We start from the raw sequence: 26,082 nt of genomic DNA, 5'->3' as shown, positions 1-26,082 counted from the left end.
GCGCCCCCCCCCGGGGGGGTTTTGTCACCCCCCCTGGGGCGGGCCCGGGGCCCGCGGGCGGGGCGGGGGGGGGGGGCCCCCGGGGGGGCCCCCCCCGCCCCGACGGGCCCCGCCGACCCGCTCGCGGGCCGGAGGGAGCCGACCTCAGGAGGTCAGCGAGGTCTTGCGGGTGGAGATGATCTGGTCGATCAGGCCGTACTCGGCGGCCTCCTCGGCGGTCAGGATCTTGTCGCGCTCGATGTCCTCGCGCACCTGCTCCGCCGTCCGGTTGGAGTGCTTGGACAGCATCTCCTCCAGCTGCTCGCGCATCCGGAAGATCTCCTTGGCCTGGATCTCCAGGTCGGACACCTGGCCGCGGCCGGTCTCGGTGTACGGCTGGTGGATCAGGATCCGGGCGTTCGGCAGCGCCATCCGCTTGCCGGGGGTGCCGGCCGCGAGCAGCACGGCCGCGGCGGAGGCCGCCTGGCCCATGCAGACCGTGGTGATGTCCGGCTTCACGTACTGCATGGTGTCGTAGATGGCCGTCAGGGCCGTGAACGAGCCGCCGGGCGAGTTGATGTACATCTGGATCTCGCGGTCCGGGTCCATCGACTCCAGGCACAGCAGCTGCGCCATGATGTCGTTCGCCGAGACGTCGTCGACCTGCGAGCCGAGGAAGATGATGCGCTCCTCGAACAGCTTGGCGTACGGGTCGTACTCGCGGATGCCCTGCGTGGTGCGCTCGACGAAGCGCGGGACGATGTAGCGGCCCTCGGCGCGCATGTCCTCGACGCGGGCCTGGGCGGCCGACAGGCTGGGGATGTTCATGGGGGTCCTTGTCCTCCGAGGCGTTGGGGCTGTGGTGTCGCGGGCCGGGCCGAGGCTCAGGCAGCGCCCGTGCCGCCGCCGCCGGGGACGTCCGCGGCGCTGTGCATGATCGCGTCGATGAGGCCGTACTCCAGGGCCTCCTCCGGGGTGAACCAGCGGTCGCGGTCGGAGTCGGCGGTGATCTGCTCGAAGGACTGGCCGCTGTGGTGCGCGATCAGCTCGGACATCCGCTTCTTGGTGCGGAGCAGCTGCTCGGCCTGGATCCGGATGTCGGTGGCGGAACCGCCGAGGCCCGCGGAGGGCTGGTGCATCAGGATCGTGGAGTTCGGCAGCGAGAAGCGCTTGCCCGGGGCGCCCGCGGTGAGCAGGAACTGGCCCATCGAGGCCGCCATGCCCATCGCGATGGTGACGACGTCGTTCTTGATGTACTGCATGGTGTCGTAGATCGCCATGCCGGCCGAGATCGAGCCGCCCGGGGAGTTGATGTAGAGGAAGATGTCCTTCTCCGGGTCCGCGGCCAGCAGCAGCAGCTGCGCGGTGATCTTGTTGGCGATGTCGTCGTCCACCGCCTGGCCGAGGAAGATGATCCGCTCGTTGAGCAACCGGTTGTAGACCTGGTCGCCAAGGCCGCCGAGCACGTCACCAGCGGCGGCGTGCGGTGCCATCGGGCCAGGCATCTGCATCTGCGGGAACGTCACTTAGCCACCTGCTCAGTCGATTTGGACGGTCGCTCCACGGCCGTCGCGGTGTCGCACAGCTTCCGGGTATCACGTCGTGATTGTTGCTGTCCAAGGACCCTAACGCGCAGGCCCGGCCGCAGAATCCCTCACGCAGAACTGTTCGCTGTGAGCGCAGGGTCGCGGCGGCCGCCGGGCCGGACGACAGCGGGCCCGGACACCGTACGGCGTCCGGGCCCGCTGCGGCCGGAAGGGGCTACCGGGGCGCTCAGGCCTCGGTCTTCTCCTCGGTGGCGGTCTCCTCGGCGGCGGCCTCGACGGTCTCGGCCGTCTCGTCCTCGTCGTCGAAGTTGACCTCGTTGCCCTCGGTGTCGACGACCTTGGCGGCCTCGACCACGGTGGCCAGCGCCTTGCCGCGGGCGACCTCGCCGACCAGCAGCGGAACCTGGCCGCCCTGGACGACCTGCTGCGCGAACTGGTCCGGGGTCAGGCCCGAGCCGGCGGCGCGGCGGATGAGGTGCTCGGTGAGCTCCTCCTGGTTAACACCCAGCTCCTCGTTGGCGACGATCTGGTCCAGGACGAACTGGGTCTTGATGCCCTTCTTCGCCTGCTCCTCGATCTCCGCGTCCCACTCCTCGCGGGTCTTGCCCTGGGTCTCCAGGTACGCGTCGATGGTGAGGCCCATCGGCTGGAGCTGGTGGTGCTCCACGTTGTGCTTGCGGGTCTCGACCTCGTCCTTGAGAAGCTTCTCGGGGTACTCGATCTCAACCAGCGCGAGCAGCGCGTCCAGGACCTTCTCCTGGGCCTGGGTGGCCTGGTCGTACTCCTTCATGCGCTCCAGGCGCTTGCGGGAGTCGGCGCGCAGGTCCTCCAGGGTGTCGAACTCGCTGGCCAGCTGGGCGAACTCGTCGTCCAGCTCGGGCAGCTCCTTCTCCTGGACGGCGGTGACGGTGACGGAGACCTCGGAGGTCTTGCCCGCCTGGGTGCCACCCTTGAGCTCGGTCTCGAAGGTCTTCTCCTCGCCGGCCGACAGGCCGATGACGGCCTCGTCGATGCCGTCGATCAGACGGCCCGAGCCGATCTCGTAGCTGACGCCGTTGGCGGTGCCGTCCTCCGGCACCTCGCCGTCGACCTTGGCCACCAGGTCGACGACCACGATGTCACCGGCGGCGGCGGCGCGCTCGACGTCCTTGACCGAGGAGAAGCGCTCGCGCAGCTGCTCCAGCGACTTCTCGATGTCCTCGTCGGAGACGGCGATCGGGTCGACGGTCACCTCGATGGAGGAGAACTCCGGCAGGGTGACCTCGGGACGAACGTCCACCTCGGCGGTGAACTTCAGGTCGCCGCCATCAGCGATCTTCTCGACACCCTCGATGTTGGTGATGTCGGGCTGTCCGAGGACCTCGATCTTGCCCTCGTCGACGGCCTGCGTGTAGAAGCGCGGCAGGGCGTCGTTGACGGCCTCCTCCAGCACGGCGCCACGGCCGAAGCGCTGGTCGATGACCCGGTTCGGGATCTTGCCCTTGCGGAAGCCCGGGACCGAGACCTGCTGGTTGATCTTCTTGTACGCCGCGTCGAGGCTGGGCTTGAGCTCCTCGAAGGGCACCTCGACGGTGAGTCGAACCCGGGTCGGGTTCAGAGTCTCGACGGCGCTCTTCACGGTTAGGTCTCCTAGGGGCTTGCGGTCAGGTTGTCTCCGCCCGTCCCCGTCGTCCGGACGGAGCCGGAAGGGGGGTCGGACGAGACGGGCGATGGGCGGTTGGAGCTGCATCTCCCGTGGGGTGGACGGTGAGCTTGACTCCTCGCCCTCGTGCGGTTGACCTGGGTTGACGCCACAGGGACTACCGCCAGCGCCCCATCCTACCGGTACCACCAAAGGCGGACGCCAGGCGCCACCGTACCGCCGTCCGGGAGCGCCGAGACAGAACAGGGCCCCGCCCCTACGGACGAGACCCTGCCGCACTGTCGGGGTGACCGGATTCGAACCGACGGCCTTCCGCTCCCAAAGCGGACGCGCTACCAAACTGCGCCACACCCCGTGGTGCCGAGAGGAAGCGTACACGCCGGGCCTGGGCGGCTCGCCGACAAAATCCGCCCGGGCGCGACGCGGGATATACCGCGCGGGCGCGCAGGGGGTGTGCGCGATCCGGTGTGCACGCGGGCGGCCGGACCAGGTAGGCTGTCCCCCGAACTTCCGGCCGGTGACGGCTGGGAAGGTCGTGCGGGCGTAGCTCAATGGTAGAGCCCTAGTCTTCCAAACTAGTCACGCGAGTTCGATTCTCGTCGCCCGCTCTCCGGTCCGGCCCCGGTGTGCCCAGCACACCGGGGCCGTCGACGTTTTCCCGCCCGGAAGCCCCCAGGGGGCATCGCGGGGCACCCGGAGGCATCGCGGGGCCTCAGAGCCCGAGCCGGGCGGCCCGGGCGGCGGCCCGGTCCAGCAGCTGGTGGACGTCGCCCTCCCGGGTGGTCGGGCGGTCGTTGTACTCGTCCGGGGAGCGCGCCGGGCGGCCGGTGGCGTGCAGCACCTCCATCAGCTGGACCCGGGCGGTGCGCACGGTGGCCGGGGTGCCGTAGCCGTGCGCCAGGACGGCGGCCTGCGCGCCGAGCAGGCAGACCCGGCCGGCCTCGTCCCACATCGCGCCCTGGAGCCAGCCGTGCGCCCCGATGTAGCGGGAGGCGAGCCTGAGGTGGTCGGCCGCCGCGACCGGGACGGGCCGGGCGGGCCGGCCCAGCGCCCGGTCGAGCAGGGTGGCCCGGGGCTCGGGGTGGCCGGCCTGCCAGGGCCGCATGGTGCTGCCGTACGGGCAGACGTACGGCACCGGGGTGCGCGCGGGGGCGGGCAGCGAGGCGAGGTAGGCCTCGATCTCGGCGACCAGTCCGGAGTCCGCGGGGCCGAACGGCGGCGGAGCGGGGGCGAGGAGGACGGGCGGGGGCGGGGCGGCGCTGCGGGGCATGCGGGTCCTCCGGGCGGACGGCCTTCAGGTTCCGCTGCCCAAAGTGGGGCATTCCGGACATTTCCGCGACCGGAGGGCCGCGGGGTCCGCACGGTTTCCCGGTGGGCTGCCAGGCCGATAGCCTCGGCGGCGTTCGAGCGGAGTTCGAGCGCGACCTCATCCGCGCGCTCCCGAGGTGGAGGAGTCCCGGTGGGTCCTCAGGAGCGGCTGGCCGTCATACAGCGCTGTGTGGTCCGCGAGATGGCGCGGCTGGGCCAGGTGTTCCGCCCGGACGGCGAGGTGGTCCGCGGCCCCGGCACCACGGCGGTGGCGGTCCGCGAGCACCCCGGGGACGACGGCGCCGGGCACGTGGACCTCGGCTTCGTGCTGCACCTGGGCCGGGCGGACGCCCCGGTGGTGTGGGACTGCGCGGCCGGCCTCGGCAAGACCGAGGAGGAGAAGCTCGCCAACGCGGTGAAGATGTGGGCGACCACCACCGCCCCGGTGCTGGTCGAGTTCGCGGAGGGCCGCGGGGTGCACGCCGACCGCCCGGCCCTGCCCGAACTCCCGGGCTGGCGGGCGGTGCAGGGGCCGGCCGCGGTGTTCGGCTTCGGCAACGAGCACCTGGCGGGCTGGCTGGCCGAGCACCGGGTGCTGCCGGCGCTCGCGCCCGCGCTGCGCGCGGAGTTGACCGGGACCGGGCCGGTGGGCGTCAAGCTCTTCCTGGGCGGCAAGGCGGGGGACGACGTCGCCGAGGTCCGGGTGGGCGGCGAGGTGTCGGAGGCGGCCTCGGCGGCGCTGCGCGCGCTGGACTGGCCGCGGGGTGAACGGCTGTGCTGGGCCCGGCTGTTCGTCCTGCTGACGGCCGAGCCGGCGGCGTCGGGGCAGCACACGTCGGCGGGTGCCGTGGCACCCGCACCGATGCGTGTCCCGGCCCCGGCGGCCGCGCGCCCCCGGGGACTGTTCGCTCGCTGGCGGGAAGCCAGACGGGCCGGCCGGTAGCCCCGCGGCGGGGGTGCGGACGGCCCGGCCGGATCAGCCTCCGGTGATGCCGGAGATGCTGTGCGCGAGGTTGGCCAGCAGGGAGTTGATGGAGGTCGCGACCGTGGTCTCGTGCAGCATGAAGCCGAACAGGGCGGCGACGATCGCGTGCGGGATCTTCATCTGCTTGTTGCGGATGAAGATGATGCACAGGATCGCGAACAGGACCAGTGCGGAGACGGAGAGTGCCACCCGGACTCACTTCCTCGTTTTCATAGCGTGGTGCCGCCGCCCGGCGGCACCTGCGAAAGCCGGACCCCGGCCTGTCCGACGGTCCCGAGGCGGAATCGCGGACCGTCCGGCACACCGCCGGTGAGGGAGCCCGCGGTCGACCGCTGTCTGTCGTGCCGCACGTGACGCCCCCTATCCCCCGAATCCTGAACAGTCCCGCCCGGACTCAGTGTGGTCGACCGTGCCGATTGCGTAAAGGTCTGAAAGTCAGCCCAACGCCGATATCCTGCGATGCGAGACGAGTTTCCGCCGACCGGGACGATAGCGGAGCCGTCCTGACGAATCGTCGGCGGGGCCGTGCTGAGCGGCCGGGAAACCGTCGGGGGCGGGTAACGGAAGCCAGTGGTCCGGTCAGTCGACGGGGCGTCCGATTTGGCTGAAGATCAGCTGCCAGGCTTGACAGCCGCGGCTGCCTCCGGCATGTGCCCCGGCGACGGGGGCCGGGCGGGCGTCGGCGGGCGTCAGTCGCGCCAGAGCAGCAGCACGGCGCGGTCGTCGTTGATGTCCCGGGCGACCGTCTCGATCAGCGCGCCCGCGGCGCCCGCGCCCGTGCCGGGTCCGCCGCCGGGCACCAGCCGGTCCGCCTCCCCCATCAGCCGGTCCATGCCCTCCCCGAGGTCCCGGCCCGGCGCCTCGACCATGCCGTCGGTGCACAGCATCAGCACGTCGCCCCGGTTCAGCCGGCCGCGCACGCCCTCGAACTTGGCGCCGTCGTAGATCCCCAGCAGCGGGCCCTCGGCCTGCTTGACCTCCCAGCGCCCCTCCCCCGCCAGCCGCTGCATGCCCGGCAGGTGCCCGGCCGAGAGCAGCTCGTACTCGCCGGTGTCCAGGTCCAGCACCAGGTGGACGGCGGTGGCGAAGCCCTCCTCCCAGGACTGGCGCAGCAGGTAGCCGTTGGCGGCGGGCAGGAAGTCGTGCGCGGGCAGCGAGCCGACCAGGCCGCCGAAGGCGCCGGAGAGCAGCAGGGCGCGGGAGCCGGCGTCCATGCCCTTGCCGGAGACGTCCGCGAGGACCACCTCCAGCAGCCGCTGGCCGGGGCCGGTGCGCGCGGCGACCACGAAGTCGCCGGAGAAGGACTGGCCGCCGGCCGGGCGCAGCGCCATGTCCGCGTGCCAGCCGTCCGGCAGCTCGGGCACCCGGCTCTGCACCCGCAGCCGCTCGCGCAGGTCGAACAGCATGGTGGAGCCGCCCCACCAGGGCACGCCGACCCGGGCCCGGAACTGGGCGAGCAGCAGGCCGCCCACGCCGGCGGCGCCGACCACCAGGGCCGCGCCCGGGGTCACCCCGTAGAGGTACGCCTCGGGGTTGTCGCTGGCGACCCGCTGGCCGGTGTGGATCACGGACTCGGAGGAGAGGCCGAGGGCGGCCAGCGCGTAGAGCACCACCAGGCTGCCGGGGCGCAGCAGCAGGGCGCCGGCCAGGATCGGCAGGACCAGGGAGGTGGGCGGGGCCCAGCCGGGGATCCAGATGTTGAGCATGATCAGCAGCGGGACGAGCAGGGCGAGCGCGCAGAGCACCGGCCAGTCGGCGGCGCCGCCGCGGAAGTAGTCCACCCCGGCCGTGCGCAGCCTTCGGCGGACCCGGCGGAGCCTCTTGCGCAACCGGGCCGTCACGGACTCGGACGCCGGGGCGGCGCCGGGCCTCGTCGCAGTCGTCTGGGGCGGTGTGCCCGGCGCTCTGCCAGCCATGGGGTCCGACCCTATCCACGGGCACCGCCCGGCGTCGACGGGACGGGGGCGGGCGGTGGCGCCGGAGTGCGGGGCGTCCACCGGGTTTCGGCCGATCGGAACGGTTGCGGGCGTGCCGTCAGGAGGCCTGCGCGGGTTGGGCGTACGAACCGTGCGGGCGGCGCGTGCGCCCCGCGCGCGGGGGTTCCGGCGCGCGGGGGCCTGTGGCCGATCCCACAGGCGGCGCGGGGCCGTTCCGGGCGCGTCACGCGCTTCCGGGGCCCGGAGACGGCGGCGGCCGGTCGCACGGGAGCGTGCGGCCGGCCGCCGGAGAGGGTGGGTGGCGGGATCAGCCCTGCGGGTGGTGGGCCGGGATCGGCGGGAGCTCGCCGGTGGTCTCGTACTCGCTCAGCATCTCGATCCGGCGGGTGTGCCGGGCCTCGCCGCTGTAGGGGGTCTTGAGGAAGACCTCGACGAAGCCGGTGGCCTCCTCGACCGTGTGCATGCGGCCGCCGATGGAGATCACGTTGGCGTTGTTGTGCTGACGGCCGAGCTCGGCGGTCTGCGCGCTCCAGGCCAGCGCGGCCCGGACGCCCTTGACCTTGTTGGCGGCGATCGCCTCGCCGTTGCCCGAGCCGCCGATGACGATGCCCAGGGCGTCCTCGTCGGCGGCGGTGCGCTCGGCGGCGCGCAGGCAGAACGGCGGGTAGTCGTCCTCGGCGTCGTAGATGTGCGGCCCGCAGTCGACCGGCTCGTGGCCGGCCCCCTTGAGCCACTCCACGAGGTGGTTCTTCAGTTCGTATCCGGCATGGTCTGAGCCCAGGTACACGCGCATGCCATGAGTGTGGCATGCGCGTGCGCCCGGGCCCGACAACGGGGGCGCCGGCGGGGAGCGGTCGGCGCGGCGGGGGTGGTCAGCGCCGGCCGAGCAGCTTCCAGGCCAGCGGCAGGGCGCCGGCGGCGAGGGCGGCCTTGAGGGCGTCGCCGACCAGGTACGGGTAGAGGCCGAGCTCGGCGGCGCGGGCGAGCGGGACGTGCAGCGACAGGGCGAGGTACGGGACGCCGACCGCGTAGATGGCGAGGCTGCCGAGGACCATGGTGACGGCGGTGTTGACCGGGGTGCGGTCGGCGCCCCGGCGGGCCAGCGCGCCGGTCAGGGCGGCGGCGACGACGAAGCCGAGCACGTAGCCGAAGGTCGGGAACGCCCAGCCGGTGGCGCCGCCGGTGAACCAGGGCAGGCCCGCCATGCCGGCCAGCAGGTACAGCACCAGCGAGGCGGCGCCGCGGCGGGTGCCGAGCGCGGTGCCGACCAGCAGGGCGGCGAAGGTCTGGCCGGTGACCGGGACCGGCGAGCCGGGGACGTTGACCGACAGCTGGGCGGCCACGCCGGTCAGCGCGGCGCCGCCGGCCACCAGGGCCAGGTCGCGGGCCTGGGCGCCGAGGCGGGTGGAGGCGGCGGGCAGCAGGTCGGCGAGGACGGCGCGGCGCGGTATCGGGGTGGTGGCAGTGGCCATCGGGGCTCCTCCGTGAGAGTCCAGGTGAGTGAACACCTGTGAACCTACGCGGTGATCCACTGGGCGAACGGCACGGTTTCGGACAAACCCCCGCCCTCGGGCGTTGTCGGAACCGGCTCGGGACAACCCCTGGTCACAACATGATCACTTTGGGTTTCGGCATGGTCCGCATACTGGGCCCGAACCGATCATCTTTGGCATGGACAGCGGCGGCGCCGGATATTGGACAGCTCATGTCGCATACCGCACAGTCTGGAACCACCCCTATGGCCCCCACTTCCGCCCCTACGGCGCCCGGGACCCCCGACGGCACCCGACCGGCCGCGGCCCCGGCGCCGGGTGGCCAGCAGCTCACCCACGGCCTGAAGCAGCGCCACCTGTCCATGATCGCCCTCGGCGGCGTGATCGGCGCCGGCCTCTTCGTCGGCTCCGGCGCCGGCATCGCGGCCGCCGGCCCGGCGATCATCCTGGCGTTCGTGCTCTCCGGCCTCCTGGTCATGCTGATCATGCGGATGCTCGGTGAGATGTCCGCCGCCCGCCCCGCCTCCGGCTCGTTCTCGGTGCACGCCGAGAAGGAGATCGGCCCCTGGGCCGGGATCACGGCCGGCTGGATGTACTGGGTGATGCTCTGCTGCGGCGTCGCCGCCGAGGCCACCGCCGCCGGGAAGATCGTCAACGGCTGGATACCCGGCGTCTCCGCCTGGGTCTGGGTCGCCCTGTTCATGGCCTTCTTCTGCGCCAGCAACCTCACCGCGGTGAAGAACTTCGGCGAGTTCGAGTTCTGGTTCGCCGCCATCAAGATCACCGCGATCATCGCCTTCCTGGTCCTCGGCGGGCTCGGCATCGCCGGGGTGATCGGCCCCGGCGCCCCCGGCGCGCACAACCTCACCGGCGAGGGCGGCTTCCTGCCCAACGGCGTCAGCGGGCTGATCGTCGGCCTGCTCGCCTCGGTCTTCGCGTACGGCGGTCTGGAGACCGTGACCATCGCCGCCGCCGAGTCCGACGACCCCAAGAAGAACGTCGCCAACGCCGTGCGCACCGCGGTGTGGCGGATCGCGATCTTCTACATCGGCTCGATGGCCCTGGTGGTCACCCTGGTCTCCTGGAAGGACCCGAAGGTCGTCGCGGACGGCCCGTACGTCACCGTGCTGAGCCACCTCGGGGTGCCCGCCGCCGGACTGATCATGCAGGTGGTGGTGCTGGTCGCGCTGCTGTCCGCGATGAACGCCAACATCTACGGCGCCTCCCGGATGGCGTACTCGCTGGTCGGCCGCGGCCAGGGCCCCAAGGCGCTGGCCAAGGTCGGCGGCGGGGTGCCGCGCAGAGCCGTCCTGGCCTCCTGTCTGTTCGGCTTCGGCGCCGTGCTGGCCGCCAAGTTCTGGCCGGACACCGTGTTCACCTGGCTGATGAACACCACCGGCGTGGCGATCCTGGTGGTCTGGCTGTTCATCTGCGTGGTCCAGCTGCGGATGCGCCGCCGGCTGGAGCGCGAGGCCCCCGAGCTGCTCACCGTGAAGATGTGGGGCTACCCGTACCTGACCTGGATCGCGATGGCCGCCGTGGCCGGCATCCTCGCCCTGATGACCACCACCGAGGGCAACCGCCAGCAGCTGTACGCGGCCGGCGTGCTGGTCGCGGCGCTCACCGTCGCCGGGCTGCTCAAGCAGCGCCGGGACGCCGCCGCGCTCCGCTGACCTCCCCGCGCACGCGGCAGGGCCCGGTACCGCTCGGTACCGGGCCCTGCCGCGTGTCCGGCGCCGTTACTCGAAGGACGGGCCGGCCGTACGGGTGCGCTTGATCTCGTAGAAGCCCGGGGTGGAGGCCACCAGCAGGGTGCCGTCCCACAGCCGGGCCGCGGCCTCGCCCTTCGGGGCGGGGGTGACCACCGGGCCGAAGAAGGCCACCCGCTCGCCGTCCGCGCCCTCGACCGCGATCACCGGGGTGCCGACGTCCTCGCCGACCAGGGTGATGCCCTCCTGGTGCGAGGCGCGCAGGGCCTCGTCGTACGCGTCCGTGTCGGCCGCGGCGGCCAGCTCGGCGGGCAGGCCCGCGGCCACCAGGGCGGCCTCGACGGTCTCCCGGTTCTGCGGCAGGCCCTGGTTGTGGAAGCGCACGCCCAGCTCGGTGTAGAGCCGGCCGAGCACCTCCGGCCCGTGCTGCTCGGCGGCGGCGACGCAGACCCGCACCGCGCCCCAGGCGTTGTCCAGCAGCTCCCGGTAGTTCTCCGGGAGGTCCCGGTGCTCGTTGAGCACCGACAGGCTCATCACGTGCCAGCGCACGTCGACCGGACGCACCTGCTGGACCTCGATCAGCCAGCGGGAGGTCATCCACGCCCACGGACAGGCCGGGTCGAACCAGAAGTCGGCGGTCTTGCGCTCAGCGGCAGTCGTCACTGCGGGTGCCCTTCGTGAGGTGGTCCGGGACACGGAGGAGTTCCGCCCCGGGAACGCCAACACCCGCCCCGCACCGCTGATTCCGGTGCGAACGCGGCGGCCTGTGCAATGGTACTGACGCCGCGGGGCGTGAAAGGATGACCCCGCGTGCGCGGGGCACACCCCGCGCCGAGACCGCACCACCCACAGGCGCACCACCGTGCGAGCCGGACAAAGGAGTACCGCCGTGCCGGGCAAGAACCTCAGCCGCGACGAGGCGCAGCAGCGGGCCAGCATCCTGGCCGTGGACGGCTACCAGGTCCGGCTGGACGTGACCTCGGCCCCGGACCGGGAGGCCGGCACCTTCCGCTCCACCACCACCGTCACCTTCCGCTGCTCCCAGCCCGGTGCGGACACCTTCCTCGACCTGCTCGCCCCCGCCGTCCGCTCGGTCACCCTCAACGGCCGCGCCCTCGACCCGGCCACCGCCTACGACGGCGCCCGGGTGCACGTCGACGGCCTCGCCGCCGAGAACGTGCTGACCGTCGAGGCGGACTGCGCCTACAGCCGCACCGGCGAGGGCCTGCACCGCTTCGTCGACCCGGTGGACGGCGAGACCTACCTCTACACCCACTACGAGCCGGCCGACGCCCGCCGGGTGTTCGCGAACTTCGAGCAGCCCGACCTGAAGGCCCCGTTCACCTTCACCGTGACCGCCCCGGCCGCCTGGGACGTGCGCTCCAACGCCCCGCACGAGGACGTCACCGAGCAGGACGGCGCCCGCACCTGGGAGTTCGCGCCGACCAGGCCGATCTCCACCTACCTCACCGCCGTCGTCGCCGGCCCGTACCACGTCGCCCGCGACCACTACCGCCGCGAACTGGCCGACGGCACCGCGCTGGAGATCCCGCTCTCCGCGATGTGCCGCAAGTCGCTGGCCCCGTACTTCGACGCGGACGAGATCCTCGGCGTCACCAAGCTCGGACTCGACTTCTTCCACGAGCAGTTCGACTACCCGTACCCCTTCGGCAAGTACGACCAGGCCTTCGTCCCCGAGTACAACATCGGCGCGATGGAGAACCCCGGCTGCGTCACCTTCCGCGAGGAGTACGTCTTCCGCTCGAAGGTCACCGACGCCGCGTACGAGGCCCGGGCGAACGTCATCCTGCACGAGATGGCGCACATGTGGTTCGGCGACCTGGTCACCATGCGCTGGTGGGACGACCTGTGGCTGAAGGAGTCCTTCGCCGACTTCATGGGCTCCTACGGCCTGATCGGCGCCCGCACCCGCTACTCCTCGGCCTGGGTCACCTTCGCCAACCAGCGCAAGGCCTGGGCCTACCGGCAGGACCAGTTCCCCACCACCCACCCGATCACCGCGGACATCCGGGACCTGGAGGACGCCAAGCTCAACTTCGACGGCATCACCTACGCCAAGGGCGCCTCCGTCCTCAAGCAGCTGGTGGCGTACGTCGGTTCGGAGGCGTTCTTCGAGGGCGCCCGCCGCTACTTCAAGCGCCACGCCTTCGGCAACACCGAGCTGGGCGACCTGCTGGAGGTGCTGGAGGAGACCAGCGGCCGCGACCTCAAGGCCTGGGCCGCCGCCTGGCTGCAGACCTCCGGGGTCAACGCGCTCACCCCGCAGGTCACCACCGACGCCGAGGGCCGGATCACCGAGCTGGCCGTGCTCCAGGACGGCGACGTGCTGCGCCCGCACCGGATCGCGGTCGGCCTGTACGACCGGGACGCGGACGGCGCCCTGGTGCGCACCGGGCGGATCGAGCTGGACGTCACCGGCGCCCGGACCGTCGTCACCGAGGCCGCCGGCCTGCCCCGCCCGGCGCTGGTGCTGCTCAACGACGACGACCTGACCTACTGCAAGATCCGCTTCGACGAGGAGTCGCTGGAGAACCTGCGGGCCGGCCTCGGCGAGATCCGCGACGAGCTGGCCCGGGCGCTGACCTGGTCCGCGGTCTGGAACCTCACCCGGGACGGCCTGATGCCGGCCCGCGACTACGTCGCCCTGGTGCTGCGCTTCGCCGGCCAGGAGGGCAACATCGGCGTGCTCCAGTCGCTGCACGCCCAGGCCAAGACCGCCGTCGACCTGTACGCCGACCCGGCCTGGCGCGGCGAGGGCGGCCGGCTGCTCGCCGACGGCGCCCTGCGCGAGCTGCGCGAGGCCGTCCCCGGCAGCGACCACCAGCTGGCCTGGGCCCGCTTCCTCGCCCAGACCGCGGGCGGCGCCGAGCACCTCGGCCTGGTCCGCGGCCTGCTGTCCGGCAGCGCCCGGATCGACGGCCTGGAGGTCGACCAGGACCTGCGCTGGTCGCTGTGGCTGGCGCTGGCCGCGGCCGGCCAGGCCGCCGACGAGGAGCTCGACGCCGAGCTGGCCGCCGACAACACCGCGAGCGGCAAGCGGCACCACACCCAGTGCCTGGCCGCCCGGCCCACCGCGGAGGCCAAGGCCGCCGCCTGGTCGGCCGTCATCGACTCGGACGAGCTGCCGAGCGCCCTGGTCGAGGCCAACACCGGGGGCTTCTCGATCCCCTCCCAGCGCGACCTGACGGCCCTCTACGCGGCGCCGTACTTCAAGCTGCTGGAGCGGGTCTGGGCCGACCGGACCATCGAGATCGCGATCCGGATCGTCGGCGGCTTCTTCCCGCTCGCCCAGGCCTCCGAGCAGACCCTGGCCGAGGCCGACGGCTGGCTGGCCGGGCACCCGCAGGCCGCGCCGGCGCTGCGCCGCCTGGTACTGGAGCGCCGGGACGACCTGGCCCGCGCGCTGCGGGCGCAGGCCTGCGACCGGATCTGACGGGCCGCCGTACGCCGCACCGACCGCGCCGCGACAGCCGTACGCGGTAGAGGCCGTGGGCCCCGGCCCGCTCCTGGAAACCAGGGGCGGGCCGGGGCCCACGGCCGTTCTCCGGCGCGGCCGGTGCACTCAGCCGGCGCGCTCAGCCGGTGCTCAGCCGGCGCTCACGGAGACCGGAACGCTGGGGTGCACCTCGCGCTCGACCCGCGGCAGGATGTCCGGGATGTAGACCTTCTGGATCGCGTCGCCGCCGTCGTGCGCCTCCCAGGCCTCCCGGGTCGCCCAGCGCTCCACCAGGACGAAGCGGCCCGGGTCGTCCTGCGAGTGGTACGCCTCCCAGCTGACGCAGCCGTCCTCGGCGAGGCACAGCGGCCGCATCCGGGCCAGGGCGTCGGCGACCGCCGGGACGCCGTCCGGCTCGGTGACCCTGACGATGACGATGAGGTCGAACATCACTGCTCCTTGGCGGTGGTGGGATCGGTGTCGGCGGCGGCGGCCCGGCCGAGCGCGGGCAGCCACTCGGCGATGGGGGTGAACCGGTAGCCGAGCGAGGCGGCCCGGTCGGCCGACATCGCGAAGTCGGCCGGGCAGGAGAACGGGGACAGGTCGGGGTCGCCCGCCGGGTCCTCCTTCTCGATGACCTGGGCCGTCAGCCCGGTCGCCCCCTCCACCGAGGCAACGACATCGTAGACGTCGGCGGTGTCCGGGGAGGCCACGTTGACCGCGCCGGTCACCTCGTTCACTGCCGCCCAGGCGAGGAAGCCGGCCGCGTCCTCGGCCCGCACCAGCGAGGTCCGGCCCGGCCCGGCATGGGCCACGATCGGCCGCCCGTCCCGGATCCGGTCGACGTGGAAGCGGTAGCGGCCGGTGAAGTCGCCCTCCTCGGCCAGCACGTGGGCCACCCGGGCCAGCAGCACCGGCACCCGGGCGCGGTCGGTCACCGCGGCCTCGGCCTGGCGCTTGCCCTCGCCGTAGTTGGCCTCCAGGTAGTCGTCGTCCTGCCAGGGCAGGGCGAGGTCGTACGGGTAGCCGGCCGGGTCGAGCTCCTCCTCGCGGGCGAGCGCGCCGAACTCCGGTGCGGCGACCGGCCCGCGGAAGGTGTCCCGGTTGTAGACCTCGATGGTGCTGGTCAGCACCAGCTTCCCGGCCCGGTCCCCGAAGGCCTCGCAGGCCTCCACGGCGGCGTTGGGGGTGTAGCACATCTGGTGCACCACGGCGTCGAACCGCTCCCCGGCGACCGCCTCGGCCAGCTCGCCGGGACGGTTGACGTCCGCGCGCAGCCGTCGGACGGAGTCCCCGAACGGGTCCGGGGTCCGGCCGCGGGTGACGAGGGTGACGCGGTGGCCGGCCGCCAGCAGCCGGCGCACCAGCAGCTTGCCGAAGTAGCGGGTCCCGCCGATGACGCAAATGTCTGCCATCTGCTCTTTCCTGTCTCTTTCTCTCTCGTTCCGTCCGCGGCCCCGCGACGCGCGACCGCTCGGGTTCTGTCAGGCGGACGCGGCGCCCACGGCGTCCGAGCTGCCCGCCTCCGCCTCCTGGGCCGCCGCGGCCTCGGTGCCCTCCGCCCGGCCCACCAGGCAGACCACCGCGCAGCCGGCGGCCACCACCGCGTCGACGTACCAGTTCGCGCCCGGCACCCCGGCGGAGCGCGACAGGTCGAACAGCACACCGGCGAGCACCGAGCCGGCCATGTTCCCGGCGCTGCGGAAGAAGTGCATCGCCCCCATCGCCTTGGCGAGTTGGCGCTCGGGGACCTTGCGGGCGATCCACATGTCGAAGGACGGCACGAAGAGGATCTCGCCCAGCACCACCGTCAGCGCCCCGACCACCACCCAGGCCGCGCCGCGCCCCGCGCCGAGGGCGGTGAACGCCACCGTCATGCCGGTGAGGCCGATCGCCATCACCACGGCCGGGCTGAACCGGCCGATCAGGAACTTGAACACCGGGTACTGGAGCACCAGGATGCTCAGCCCGGTGATCCAGAACGGCGAGGACGGCGCCCACTGCGGCACGTACCGCTCCATGTGCAGCGGGATGCCGACGATGAAGCCGATCGACAGGAACCAGAACACCGCCGACAGCAGGAAGTAGCGGGTGGCGCCCCGGATGTCGATGCCCTTGAACACCGCGGTGGAGAACAGCGGCTTGCGGGCCGCCGCCCCGGCCCCGGGCTCCACCGGCGCCGGGGGCTGGAAGCCGTCCCGGGGGATGAAGGACGAGGCCGCCAGGCAGAACGCGAGGAAGATCGCGAACACCACCGAGAACAGGGTGCGCAGTTCGACGTCGGCGAGCACGGCGCCCAGCATGGCGCCGCCGAACACGCCCACCTGACCGGCCATCTGGAAGGTCGAGAAGGCCTTGGGGCGCTCGTCGTCGGGGTAGGAGGCGAGGACGTTCTTCAGGCCGGGGAAGGAGGTGCCGGAGCCGAAGCCGATGAAGAAGGCGAGCACGGCGTAGACCAGCACCCCGGTGCCGAAGCCCATCAGGCCCAGCGCCACCGCCTCCAGGGCGGTACCGAGGAAGACCGCACCGCGGATGCCGATGCGCAGCGCCACGCCCTCGTAGAAGAAGGTGGCGAGCAGCCGCCCGACGTACGTCATGGCCATCACGACGCCGGCCCAGAAGCCGCTGTCCACCCCGCCGAGCGAGGCCACCAGCACGGGGAACCAGATGTAGCTGCCGGTGTTGGCGAGCAGGATGCCGGCGTTGACGCCGATCAGCGCCCGCTTGCGGTCGACGGTCACAGGGCCGCCCCCTCCTTCGTGTCGTGCGTCGTCGTGCCGGCCGCCGCGGCGGCGCGGAGCCCGGCGATGGCCCGGGCGACCGCCTGGCGGTCGATCGGTGTCCCCCGCACGACGGTGGCGGTGGGCAGCGCGGAGAGCGGCCGGCCCGGGGCGTGCAGGTTGTAGGTGGCCGGCGCCCCGACGCTGATCGGGTGGGCGGCGCCGGACTCGCCGCGCAGCTCGTCGAAGTAGCGCCGGCCGCCGACGGTGGCCTGGTGGCGCAGCGCGTCGGCGAGCGAGGGGTCGTCCCCGCGCAGCAGGTCGAGCTCGCCGAGCAGGGAGTAGCCGTGGTAGGCACCGGTGTTGCCCGAGTCGGTGCCGACCAGCAGGTTGCCCTCGCGCAGCGCGGCCAGCGCGTTGCGGCGCATGTCGCCCAGCGCGCCGGTGCGGGTCTCCTGGAGGCCGTAGGTGATCCCGTACGGCTGCTCCAGGCCGCGGACGGCGTCCAGGTTGCGGACGTCCTGGGTCTCGGCGAAGCCCTCGCGGCCGTACGCGGCGAGGAAGTCGTCGGCCGTCATGACCATCGGGCGGAGCCCGGAGAGGGTGGAGACGAACCGGGCGCCGGCCAGGTCCTTCCACTCGGCGGCGCCGAGGGTGCGGTCGCGGACGGTGTGGGCGAAGAGCCGGAAGCCGCAGTCGTAGGCCCAGCGGGTCTCCTCCAGCGTGTTGCAGTCGATCACCGCGGTGATGCCGCGCTCGGCGGCGATCCGCGCGGTGAACCGCAGCACCCGCTCCGACAGCCGGGAGAAGCGCACCTTGGAGCCCGGCTGCTCGGTGCCGTCGGTGAACATGACCTTGAGGAAGGTCGCGCCGCGCTCGGCGTTGTTGCGCAGCGCCTGGTCGAGGTCGGCCTCGACCGCGAGCATGTACACCGGGGTCGGGAACTCCACGCCGTGGCCGGAGAGGCCCGCCGCGTTGGTCATCGCCGTCACCGCGTAGCCGCAGTGGACCAGTTCGGGGTACGGCAGGTCCGAAGCGGCCCGGCCGGCCCCCCAGGCGTCGGCCACCATCGGGTAGCCGAACATGTCCACCACGTGGGTGACGCCGTGGTAGAGGTACTGGAGGGCGATGATCCGCGGGTCCTCGGCGGTGTCGTCGAAGTTGGCGGGCAGGGCGATGTGGGCGTGGGTCTCGGTGTAGCCGGGCCACAGCTCCGGCTCGTCGCCGCGGCGGGTGCCCGAGGGCTCGATCCGGGTGAAGACCCCGTCCTCGACGGTCACGTCGAACAGCGCCTCGGCGTCCAGGGCGGGGACGGCCACGCCCGACAGTACGGCGGGCCGCCGCTGCTCGGGGGTGGCCGCGCTCACCGGGCCACCTCGACCGACAGGCGCAGGTCGATGCGGTCCAGGCCGTCCTGGCAGCGCTTGGCGGCCTCGTCCCGGTCGCCGCCGGTGAAGATGATGTGGCCGATCCAGTCGAAGTTGCTGCGGGACAGCCGGTTCACGGCCGTGCCGGGCTTCTTGTAGCCGAGGGCGCTGTGGAAGCCGGGCAGGTCGGTGAGGGCGTCGAAGCCGATCGCCTCGACCGTCCCGGCGACCGGGGAGCCGAACCAGTGGCCGCTGGCCGTGGTCTCACGGGGGAAGGCCAGCTCGGGCCGCTCGCCGAGGGCCTGGCGGATGACCTCCAGGTACGGGTCCACGCCGGAGGTGATCTCCATCAGGGTCGGCACGATCCCGCCGGCCAGGCGGCCGTTGACCTCGCACAGCACCGGGCCGTCCGGGCCGAGCAGCCACTCGGTGTGGATGAAGCCGAAGTCCACGCCGAGCCCGTTCAGCACGGCGGTGGTGGCGGCGAACAGCTCCTCCTGGAGCGGGTGGCCGCTGAAGTAGGTCAGGCCCATCTCGATGAAGTACGGGAACCCGCTGAGCGAGCGGTCGGTCAGGCCGAGGTTGACCACCTCTCCCCCGGCGAGCACGCAGGACTCGACGGAGATCAGCTCGCCGGTGACGAACTCCTCGATGACGATCTCCGGGATGCGCACGACGCCGCGCCCGTAGTCGGCGACCTGGGCCAGCTCGGCGAGGTACTCGCGCAGGTCCGCCTCGTCCTTGAGGTGCAGGACGTGGAGGCTGGCGGTGCCGTCGGAGGGCTTGGCCACGCAGGGGAAGCCGACCTCGCGGACGGCGGCCTCCACCTCGGCCGGGTCGGTGGCCACCGCGAAGCGCGGCTGGCGGATGCCGGTGCCGGCCAGGGTGGTGCGGGTCAGGTGCTTGTGCCGGGCGTTGCGGGCGCCGTCGACGCTCATGCCGGGCAGGCCGAGCGCCTCGGCGACGGCGGCGGTGTGCACGGTGTGGTACTCGCTGTACGTGGTGACGCCGTGGATCGGCTTGGCCTCGTGCAGCCGCCGCGCCAGGTCGGTCAGCTCGTCGAGGGAGAAGGCCTGCTCGCTCTTGACGACCTGGCAGTTCGGGTGGGCGTAGGCGGCCTCGGTCAGCGGCGAGACGCTGAGGTAGAAGTCGGGGTCGACCGAGACCAGGGTGACGTCGTGGCCCAGTTCCAGGGCGTTCGCGATACCGGCGATCCCGTTCGGGTTGCACTCGATCATGAGGATGTGCATGGCTGTGCTCCTTTTCGGACTGTGGCGGATCAGGGGATGACGGGGGCGGGGGCTCGGCGGACGCGGGCCCCCGCGGCTCAGCGGACGCAGGCTCCGGCGGCGGCCGGCAGCCGGCCGGCGCCGCCGGCCCGGGCCACCGCGGCGAGCACGGCGGGCAGCGTGAGCCCGACCGCGGCCATGACCTCCTCGTGGTCGCCGCCGGTGGACGGCCAGGTCAGGTCCGCGCTCGCCGCGGTGACCTCGCACCCGGGCATCAGCAGCGCGAGGGCCTCGGCCGCCCCGCCCTGGGCGCGGTGCTCCTCGACCACGACGAACCGCCGGTGGTGGCGGGAGAGTTCGGCCGCGGCGCGGGCCAGGTTCGGGTGGTCCAGGTAGACCAGGTGGGCGTGGCCGGTGCCGGGGCGGGCCTCCCGCGCGGCCAGCGCCAGGCGGGTGCCCTCCTCGCCGACCGACACCAGGCAGACCTCGCCCGGCTCGGCCCGGGACTCCCAGGTGACCAGCGGCGCCCGCTCGCCCTCCCAGTCCAGCGAGCGGTACTGGGCGTTGCGCCCGGTGCGGATGTAGTGCGGCCGCCCGGAGCGCACGGCCTCGCGGACCACCGCGCGCATCTCCGCCTCCCCGTAGGGGGCGGCGATGACCACGCCCGGGATGCTGCGCAGGACGGCGAGGTCCTCCAGGCAGTGGTGGGTGGTGCCGAACCAGGCGCCGGAGACGCCCGCGTACGGCGCCACCACGGTGACCCCGGCGTTCAGGTAGCCCAGCGTCAGCTTGAGGCTCTCCGCCGCGCGCAGCGCCGCGAAGGGCGCGAAGGTGCTGACGAAGGGCTTGTACCCGCCCGCGGCGAGGCCCGCCGCCATGTCGACCATGGCGCCCTCGGCGATGCCGAGGTTGAAGAAGCGGTCGGGGTGGGCGGCCTGGAACGGGTGGCCCTTGCCGCCGAGGTCCGCCTCCAGGCAGAGGATGGTGTCGTCCTCGGCGGCGAGCCCGGTCAGCTCGTCGCGGTAGGCGTCACGGCCCGAGAGGGTCATCGGATCGCTCGCTTCCACTTGGCGGCGCGCGTGGCGTCGATGGTCACGTAGTGGGAGCCGGCCTTGCCCTCCACGGCGGGCACGCCCTTCCCCTTGACGGTGTTCGCGATGACGGCCAGCGGCCTGCGGGCCCCGGCCCGGTCCCCGGCGAGCAGCCCGGTGAGCGCCGCCAGGTCGTGCCCGTCGGTCTCGGCGACCTCGAACCCGAAGGCGGCGAACCGCTCGGCGAGCCGGGGCAGCGGCGAGATGTCGGCCACCATGCCGTCGTTCTGGCCGCCGTTGCGGTCGACCACCAGCACGAAGTTGCCCAGCTCCTGGGCCACGGCGACCTGGCAGGTCTCCCAGACCAGGCCCTCCTGGAGCTCGCCGTCGCCGGCGACGGCGATGCCGAGTCCGCTCCGGCCGCCGATCCGGCGGGCCATCGCCCAGCCGGCGGCGTACGGGACGCCGTGGCCGAGGCTCCCGGTGGGGAAGCGCACGCCCGGGACCTTGGGGCCCGGGTGGCCGGTGAACGGCTCGCCCGCCAGGCCGTAGCGCGGTGTCGGGTCCTCCGGGAGGACGCCGCTGACGTGCAGGGCCGCGTAGAGCCCGGCGGCGGCGTGGCCCTTGCTGAGCACGACCTCCGTGCCGTCCCCGGCCGAGGCCCGGTGCAGCGCGGCGATCAGGATGTCCAGGACGGACAGGCTGCCGCCGAGGTGGCAGCCGCGCGGCCCGGCGGCCATGTCGACCACCAGCCGGCGGGCCCGTACGGCCCGGTCGGCCAGGGTGGCCAGCAGGTCGTCCCCGGTCTGCGGCGGGGCGAGCAGGGTGCTCATCGACGACTCCCCTCGGGCAGGGCGAACCACCGGTTGACGGCGTCCGCGAGCAGCGAGCGGGCGGTGCGGTACTCCATGGCGCCGATCCGCTCCTCGTCGGTGTGGTCCAGCGAGGAGTCGCCGGGGCCGTACGCGACCATCGGCACGTCCCGCCAGGTGGTGGCCAGGGTGTTCATGTCCGAGGTGCCCTTCTTCACGACGAAGCGGGGCCGGACGCCGGTGTCCGCGAAGGCCCGGCTGAAGACCTTGACCAGGGAGCTGGAGCGGCCTCCGACGTACCCGGGGGTGGCCCGCAGCACCTCGATCTCCACCCCGGGGCGGACCTGGTCGAGCGCGGCCGAGCGCAGCGCGTCGAGGTCGGCCGTGGGCGGCACCCGGAAGTTGAGGATCCCGGTGGCGTGGTGGTGCTCGCGCCCGGTCCGGCTGCTGATCTCGATGACCGCGCTCAGCGCGTCGGTCGCGTGGGCCAGCACGGCCGTCCGGATGCCGCCGAGCGCCTCGATCAGCAGGTCGGGGGCGGAGACCGCGTCCTGTCCGGCCGAGTGGCCGCTGGACACCGAGGCGGTCACCTTGAGCTTGAAGAGCCCGAAGTAGCCGAGCGTCAGCTTCTCCGAGCCGCTGGGCTCGCCGATGACGACCGCGTCGGCCGGGTAGTGGTCGCGGACGTGGAACGCGCCCTTGGAGGAGGAGATCTCCTCCTCGACCGCGCCGACCACGCACAGCTGGCCGTCCTCCGGGATGTCCGCGTGCGCGAGCACCTCCAGGAAGTTGGCGAGGCAGCCCTTGGCGTCCACGCTGCCGCGGCCCCACAGTTCGCCCTCGCGCCACTCGGCCGGCCAGCGGTGCGGCACGGTGTCGAGGTGGCCGAGGAGGAGCAGCCGGCGGGGCCCGATGCCGCGGCTGGCGACGAGGTTGCCCGCCTCGTCGACGGCGGCGTCCATGCCGCGCTCGCGGCACCACTCGGCCAGCAGGGTGGCGAGTTCGGCCTCGTCACCGGAGACCGAGGGCACCGAGACCACCCGGGTCAGCAGGCTCAGGTCGGCGGAGGGCTCGCGCACCCGCCAGAACCTGGTCCAGTTGGCCGGCTCGGACATGGTGTGCGGCCCGGTGATGGCCACGTCGGCGCTGCCCTCCAGGGCGATCTCGGCCGCGCGGACCTTCTGCCGCATGCGCCCCGCGGCGTACCGCGCTCCGTCGCCCGGGTAGGCGTCGGCCAGCGTGGAGCGCGGGTCGTCCTTGTCCGTCAGCAGTCCGGCGGTGCCGGTGACCAGCCGCAGGTGGTCGGCGTCCAGCGCGTTGGCGAGGACCGCCGCGAGCACGTCGGCGTCCACGTTGAGCGGGGCGCCGCCGTCCGGGTCGGCGACCGGCGCGGACAGGCAGACCAGGTCGTACGTGTCGAGCAGGGCGTTCAGCCGGGCGGTGTCCACCTGGGCGGGCACGCCGGCCCGGTGGTCGCGGACCACGATCGGCCGGCCCTCGGCGGACAGCGCCTTGAGCGGCCGGTTGGCCCGGCCGGTCACCAGGGCGCCGCGCGCCGCGACGGCGGTGAAGACGCCGAGCCCGAGGGCCCGGGCCTCCCGCTCCACGGCGGGCAGGGTGACCCGCTCGTAGGCGTCGACCAGGTGGGTCATCTCCTCGGGCGGGCAGTAGCGCACCTCGTCGCCGTTGGCGAGCCGCAGCTGCGGCATCGGGCGGGCGATCGCGCGGTAGTGGGCCTCGATGCCGGTGGCACCGCCGGCGACCAGGAGCACCCGGGCGCCCCGGGCCACCAGGTCGGCCAGCTCCTTGTGGATCGTGCCGTGGTCGAGCGTGGCGCTGCCGACCTTGATCACGTACAGCGGACGGCTCACGGCGACACCGCCGTGGTGGGCAGTCCGGTCGTCTCGTCCAGGCCGGAGATCAGGTTCATCGCCTGGATCGCCTGGCCGGCCGCGCCCTTGATCAGGTTGTCCAGGGCCGCCACCGCGACGCACTGGTCGCCGCGCACCGCGACCGCCACCTCGGCGACGTTCGAACCGACGACCGCCTTGAGCATCGGGAAGTCCTGCGCCGCCTTGGGGGCCGGCCGGACCCGGACGAAGGGCTTGCCGAGGTACGCCTTGGCGTAGGCCCGCTTGACGTCCAACGCCGTGACGCCGTCCCGCAGTTCGGTGTACGCGGTGACCATGATGCCGCGCGACACGTCCAGGCTGTGGGTGGAGAACCGCAGGTCCACGGCGGCGCCGGTCAGGTCGGCGATCGCCTGCTGGACCTCCGGGGCGTGCCGGTGCCCGTGCAGCTTGTGCACCCGGATGTTGCCGCTGCGCTCGGCGTGCGGCTCGCCGCCGCCGCGACCGCTCCCGGTGGAGCCGGTCTTGGCGTCGACCACGACCCGGTCGGTCGCGAGCGAGGCGGCGAACATCGGGTAGAGCGCGTAGATGGTGGTGACGGCCATGCAGCCGGGCAGGCTGATGAACCGCTCCTGTGGGACCTCGGGGCTCAACTCCGGTATGTAGTAGGCGAAATCCTCGCTCGGCGGGTTCGCGGCCGTCCTCGGGTAGTGGGTCCGGACGTCGTCGCCGTCGCGGAGCCGGAAGTCGCCGCCCAGGTTGAGCACCCGCTTGGCGTTGTCGGCGATCAGCGGCAGCTGCTCCGGCAGGGTGCCGGTCGGCAGGCAGCCGAAGGCGACGTCGACGGGGCCGGCCTCGGCGAGCTGCGCCAGCGGCCGGAGCGTCAGCGAGCCGGCCCTGGGGTGGTTGCGCAGCCACGGGTGGACGCTGCCCACCGTGGCACCGGCGTTGCGCTCCGCGGAGAGGAACACGAGCTCCACCCCGGGGTGTTCGAGCAGCAGCCGGATGACCTCGCCACCGGTGTAGCCGCTCGCGCCGATGACGGCGACGCGGATCTTCTGGTCAGCCAAGGCGGGCCGCCTTCTCCCACGGACGGCGGTGGTCGCCGCTCTCGACGAGCTTGCGGATGGCGTCCGGGCGCCGGGCGACCTTCCGGAAGGCGTCCGCGTAGCGCAGGATCCGCTCGTACTCGACCGGGGAGCGCAGCTCGCGGCAGAGCACCAGGGTGCTGTCGAGCATGCCCAGGGTGACCGGGAAGTCCTCCGGCCGGTGGTCGCGCACGGCGTCCGGGTTGAGCGAGAACGGGTAGCCGTTGCCGAAGCCGTCGCGGTGCCGGAACGGCAGGTGGCACGGGATCGGGGTGTTCTGCCACTCGCGGGCCGGCACGCCCTCGGCGACCAGCAGCTCGTGCACCGCCTCCTTGACGGCGTGCACCGGCAGGTCCTCCAGGCCGACGGCCTCCGGGTGCAGGGTGGTCCGGTACATGTTGTAGGCGTGCACGTGCCCGTCCGGGACGTGCGGCGGCGTGAACAGGCCGGTCCCCGCCAGGGCCTCGCCGAGCAGGGCGGCGTTGCGGGCCCGGATCTCGTCGTAGTACGGCAGCCGGGCCAGCTGGCTGGTGCCGAAGGCGGCGGCCACCCAGGACATCCCGTAGTCGATGGCGTGGCGCTCCAGGTAGGCGACCGCCCGGCCGTACGCCTCCTCGGTGGCGTAGAAGGCGATGCCGCCCTCGCCGCCGAGCGGGAAGTTCTTGTCGGCCATCAGGCTCTGGCCGGCGGCGTCGCCGAAGGAGCCGGCCACCCGGTCGCCGATCTTCGCGGAGTGGGCGTGCGAGGCGTCCTCGACGAGGGCGATGCCGTGCTGGTCGGCCAGGGCGCGCAGGGCCGGCACGTCGGCGGGCAGGCCGTGGACGTGCACCGGCATGAGCGCCCTGGTCCGGGGGGTGATCGCGGCGGCCGCGGCCCGCGGGTCCATGCAGTAGGTGTCCGGGTCGATGTCGACGAACACCGGGATCGCGTGGGCGGCGACCACGGCCTGCGCGGTGGCGATGAAGGTGAACGCCGGGACGATCACCTCGTCACCGGGCTGCACGCCAGCGCCGACCAGGGCCATGTGCAGGCTGGAGGTGCCGCTGGCGGTGGGCAGGGCGTACTCGGCGCCGACGTAGGCGCGGTACGCCTCGGCGAAGTCGGCCACGACCTTGTCGGGCGACTGCCGCTGGGCGAGCATCAGGTTGAAGACGTCTTCCTTGGTGATGATCGGGAAGAGCGTGCGGCGCTGGGCCTTGGGGATCATCGCGCCGCCGCCGAGGGCGGCGAGCTCGTCGGCGAGGTCGGCTTCGGTGGGCAGGGGCAGGGGCGAGTTCGGGAAGTCGGTGATCATCAGCGTGCTCCGGAGCTTGCGGCGGCGGGGCGAGCCGCGTGGGTCAGGGCCATCCGTACGCAACCGGCCACCAGGGGGCTCAGCCGGTAGTTGAACTGCACCCCCGGCACCAGGTCCTCGTCGGCCTCCTGCTGGGTCCACATGGTGCGCAGGTCGTAGGCGCCGAAGATCTTCAGCCGCTCGGCCCGGGCCCAGAGCCGCTCGTCGTCGGTGAGCACGGCGGCGGCCGGGCCGAAGCCGAGCCCGCTCAGGTCCACCACCAGCGCGGGGGCGGTGGCTTCGGCGGTCAGCTCGTCCAGCCGGCCGGCGTTCTCGGGGGTCAGCGAGACCAGGTCGAAGGCGGCCGGGGCCTGCCCCTCGACGGTGACGCCGAGCCAGGCCAGGAAGGCCGTGGTGGCCTCGTCCGGCTCGGCCAGGGCGACGGTGTCGCCGTGGCCGATGCCCTGGCCGGCCAGGGCCGCGTGCAGGGCCCCGGTCCGGCTGTTCAGCAGGACGGCCTTGGCGCGGCCGGTCCGCTTGGTCAGCAGCCGCTCCAGGGCGGGCAGTTCACGGTCGCTCTTCTCGATGCTCATGACCACGCCCGAGGTGAGCACGCGGGCGAGCACCGTCGCGGTGTCGAACAGTTCCATGGTTC

23 protein-coding genes and 2 tRNA genes are annotated in these 26,082 nt (G+C 73.2%); 4 read left to right on the top strand and 21 right to left on the bottom strand.

What is annotated here, in order from left to right; all coding sequences use genetic code 11:
* Window positions 1–144: 144 nt before the first annotated feature.
* The 4 genes from ACLWS4_RS34725 to ACLWS4_RS34710 all read right to left on the bottom strand — a co-directional run bounded on the left by ACLWS4_RS34725 (window position 145) and on the right by ACLWS4_RS34710 (window position 3,523).
* Window positions 145–807, bottom strand: coding sequence for an ATP-dependent Clp protease proteolytic subunit (locus ACLWS4_RS34725; RefSeq protein WP_049648953.1), 663 nt, complete (start codon window positions 805–807; stop codon window positions 145–147).
* Between the two features lie 56 nt (window positions 808–863).
* A complete protein-coding gene (locus ACLWS4_RS34720; RefSeq protein ID WP_049648988.1) occupies window positions 864–1,484 on the bottom strand; it encodes an ATP-dependent Clp protease proteolytic subunit in 621 nt (206 codons plus the stop codon).
* A gap of 268 nt (window positions 1,485–1,752) precedes the next feature.
* Window positions 1,753–3,144, bottom strand: coding sequence for a trigger factor (gene tig, locus ACLWS4_RS34715; RefSeq protein WP_074000685.1), 1,392 nt, complete (start codon window positions 3,142–3,144; stop codon window positions 1,753–1,755).
* Window positions 3,145–3,449: 305 nt separating this feature from the next.
* Window positions 3,450–3,523: transfer RNA gene (locus tag ACLWS4_RS34710), tRNA-Pro, on the bottom strand.
* Window positions 3,524–3,705: 182 nt separating this feature from the next.
* Here ACLWS4_RS34710 and ACLWS4_RS34705 point away from each other — a divergent pair.
* Window positions 3,706–3,776: transfer RNA gene (locus ACLWS4_RS34705), tRNA-Gly, on the top strand.
* 104 nt (window positions 3,777–3,880) lie between these two features.
* Here the strand turns inward: ACLWS4_RS34705 and ACLWS4_RS34700 are convergent.
* On the bottom strand, window positions 3,881–4,438 hold the full coding sequence (locus ACLWS4_RS34700) for a DUF6197 family protein (RefSeq protein ID WP_375877694.1): 558 nt from the start codon (window positions 4,436–4,438) through the stop codon (window positions 3,881–3,883).
* Window positions 4,439–4,627: 189 nt separating this feature from the next.
* Between ACLWS4_RS34700 and ACLWS4_RS34695 the strand changes: the two genes are divergently transcribed.
* The gene (locus ACLWS4_RS34695; RefSeq protein ID WP_143204453.1) at window positions 4,628–5,419 is read left to right on the top strand and encodes a DUF6348 family protein; all 792 of its coding nucleotides are present in this window, start codon (window positions 4,628–4,630) and stop codon (window positions 5,417–5,419) included.
* Between the two features lie 33 nt (window positions 5,420–5,452).
* Here the strand turns inward: ACLWS4_RS34695 and ACLWS4_RS34690 are convergent, their stop codons facing one another.
* The 4 genes from ACLWS4_RS34690 to ACLWS4_RS34675 form a co-directional block, all read right to left on the bottom strand.
* Window positions 5,453–5,650: a hypothetical protein gene (locus ACLWS4_RS34690; RefSeq protein ID WP_049648957.1), complete on the bottom strand. Its 198-nt coding sequence runs from the start codon at window positions 5,648–5,650 to the stop codon at window positions 5,453–5,455.
* A 500-nt stretch (window positions 5,651–6,150) separates the two neighbouring features.
* Window positions 6,151–7,377, bottom strand: coding sequence for a PP2C family protein-serine/threonine phosphatase (locus tag ACLWS4_RS34685; protein ID WP_117487763.1), 1,227 nt, complete (start codon window positions 7,375–7,377; stop codon window positions 6,151–6,153).
* 328 nt (window positions 7,378–7,705) lie between these two features.
* Window positions 7,706–8,191, bottom strand: a complete 486-nt coding sequence (locus ACLWS4_RS34680) for a ribose-5-phosphate isomerase (protein ID WP_049648958.1) — start codon at window positions 8,189–8,191, stop codon at window positions 7,706–7,708.
* 79 nt (window positions 8,192–8,270) lie between these two features.
* Window positions 8,271–8,870: a biotin transporter BioY gene (locus ACLWS4_RS34675; protein WP_074000683.1), complete on the bottom strand. Its 600-nt coding sequence runs from the start codon at window positions 8,868–8,870 to the stop codon at window positions 8,271–8,273.
* A 266-nt stretch (window positions 8,871–9,136) separates the two neighbouring features.
* On the opposite strand from ACLWS4_RS34675, the gene ACLWS4_RS34670 reads away from it, so the two are divergent.
* A complete protein-coding gene (locus ACLWS4_RS34670) occupies window positions 9,137–10,564 on the top strand; it encodes an amino acid permease (protein ID WP_387827178.1) in 1,428 nt (475 codons plus the stop codon).
* 66 nt (window positions 10,565–10,630) lie between these two features.
* Here the strand turns inward: ACLWS4_RS34670 and ACLWS4_RS34665 are convergent, their stop codons facing one another.
* The gene (locus tag ACLWS4_RS34665; RefSeq protein ID WP_074000681.1) at window positions 10,631–11,263 is read right to left on the bottom strand and encodes a DsbA family protein; all 633 of its coding nucleotides are present in this window, start codon (window positions 11,261–11,263) and stop codon (window positions 10,631–10,633) included.
* Window positions 11,264–11,489: 226 nt separating this feature from the next.
* On the opposite strand from ACLWS4_RS34665, the gene pepN reads away from it, so the two are divergent.
* Window positions 11,490–14,054, top strand: coding sequence for an aminopeptidase N (gene pepN / locus ACLWS4_RS34660; RefSeq protein WP_049648962.1), 2,565 nt, complete (start codon window positions 11,490–11,492; stop codon window positions 14,052–14,054).
* Between the two features lie 153 nt (window positions 14,055–14,207).
* Here pepN and ACLWS4_RS34655 read toward each other — a convergent pair whose 3' ends face one another.
* The 11 genes from ACLWS4_RS34655 to ACLWS4_RS34605 all read right to left on the bottom strand — a co-directional run bounded on the left by ACLWS4_RS34655 (window position 14,208) and on the right by ACLWS4_RS34605 (window position 26,077).
* Window positions 14,208–14,507 carry a putative quinol monooxygenase gene (locus tag ACLWS4_RS34655; RefSeq protein ID WP_049648963.1) on the bottom strand — a complete coding sequence of 100 codons (300 nt, stop codon included), beginning with the start codon at window positions 14,505–14,507 and terminating at the stop codon, window positions 14,208–14,210.
* Window positions 14,507–15,472, bottom strand: a complete 966-nt coding sequence (locus ACLWS4_RS34650; RefSeq protein WP_416876211.1) for an NAD-dependent epimerase/dehydratase family protein — start codon at window positions 15,470–15,472, stop codon at window positions 14,507–14,509. Before ACLWS4_RS34650 ends, ACLWS4_RS34655 begins: the two co-directional genes overlap by 1 nt.
* Before the next feature lie 69 nt (window positions 15,473–15,541).
* Entirely contained in the window at window positions 15,542–16,798 is a 1,257-nt protein-coding gene (locus ACLWS4_RS34645; RefSeq protein WP_380782125.1) for an MFS transporter, read from the bottom strand.
* Window positions 16,795–18,144: a hydrolase gene (locus ACLWS4_RS34640; protein WP_416876210.1), complete on the bottom strand. Its 1,350-nt coding sequence runs from the start codon at window positions 18,142–18,144 to the stop codon at window positions 16,795–16,797. The genes ACLWS4_RS34645 and ACLWS4_RS34640 overlap by 4 nt, the downstream gene beginning before the upstream one ends.
* The gene (locus tag ACLWS4_RS34635; protein ID WP_049648966.1) at window positions 18,141–19,394 is read right to left on the bottom strand and encodes an ATP-grasp domain-containing protein; all 1,254 of its coding nucleotides are present in this window, start codon (window positions 19,392–19,394) and stop codon (window positions 18,141–18,143) included. The genes ACLWS4_RS34640 and ACLWS4_RS34635 overlap by 4 nt, the downstream gene beginning before the upstream one ends.
* Before the next feature lie 77 nt (window positions 19,395–19,471).
* Entirely contained in the window at window positions 19,472–20,422 is a 951-nt protein-coding gene (locus ACLWS4_RS34630; RefSeq protein WP_416876209.1) for a transketolase family protein, read from the bottom strand.
* Complete coding sequence (locus ACLWS4_RS34625) at window positions 20,419–21,237, bottom strand: transketolase (RefSeq protein ID WP_049648968.1); 819 nt, start codon at window positions 21,235–21,237, stop codon at window positions 20,419–20,421. The genes ACLWS4_RS34630 and ACLWS4_RS34625 overlap by 4 nt, the downstream gene beginning before the upstream one ends.
* The gene (locus ACLWS4_RS34620) at window positions 21,234–23,087 is read right to left on the bottom strand and encodes a M20/M25/M40 family metallo-hydrolase (RefSeq protein WP_074000677.1); all 1,854 of its coding nucleotides are present in this window, start codon (window positions 23,085–23,087) and stop codon (window positions 21,234–21,236) included. The genes ACLWS4_RS34625 and ACLWS4_RS34620 overlap by 4 nt, the downstream gene beginning before the upstream one ends.
* Window positions 23,084–24,136, bottom strand: coding sequence for an N-acetyl-gamma-glutamyl-phosphate reductase (argC, locus tag ACLWS4_RS34615; protein WP_416876208.1), 1,053 nt, complete (start codon window positions 24,134–24,136; stop codon window positions 23,084–23,086). The genes ACLWS4_RS34620 and argC overlap by 4 nt, the downstream gene beginning before the upstream one ends.
* Entirely contained in the window at window positions 24,129–25,448 is a 1,320-nt protein-coding gene (locus ACLWS4_RS34610) for a DegT/DnrJ/EryC1/StrS family aminotransferase (RefSeq protein ID WP_074000675.1), read from the bottom strand. The genes argC and ACLWS4_RS34610 overlap by 8 nt, the downstream gene beginning before the upstream one ends.
* The gene (locus ACLWS4_RS34605; RefSeq protein ID WP_416876207.1) at window positions 25,448–26,077 is read right to left on the bottom strand and encodes a degT/DnrJ/EryC1/StrS aminotransferase; all 630 of its coding nucleotides are present in this window, start codon (window positions 26,075–26,077) and stop codon (window positions 25,448–25,450) included. The genes ACLWS4_RS34610 and ACLWS4_RS34605 overlap by 1 nt, the downstream gene beginning before the upstream one ends.
* Window positions 26,078–26,082 lie beyond the last annotated feature (5 nt).

The organism is Kitasatospora sp. SC0581 (genome assembly GCF_048159585.1).
GTDB lineage: Bacteria > Actinomycetota > Actinomycetes > Streptomycetales > Streptomycetaceae > Kitasatospora.
This window is presented reverse-complemented; position numbering and strand designations above follow the sequence as displayed.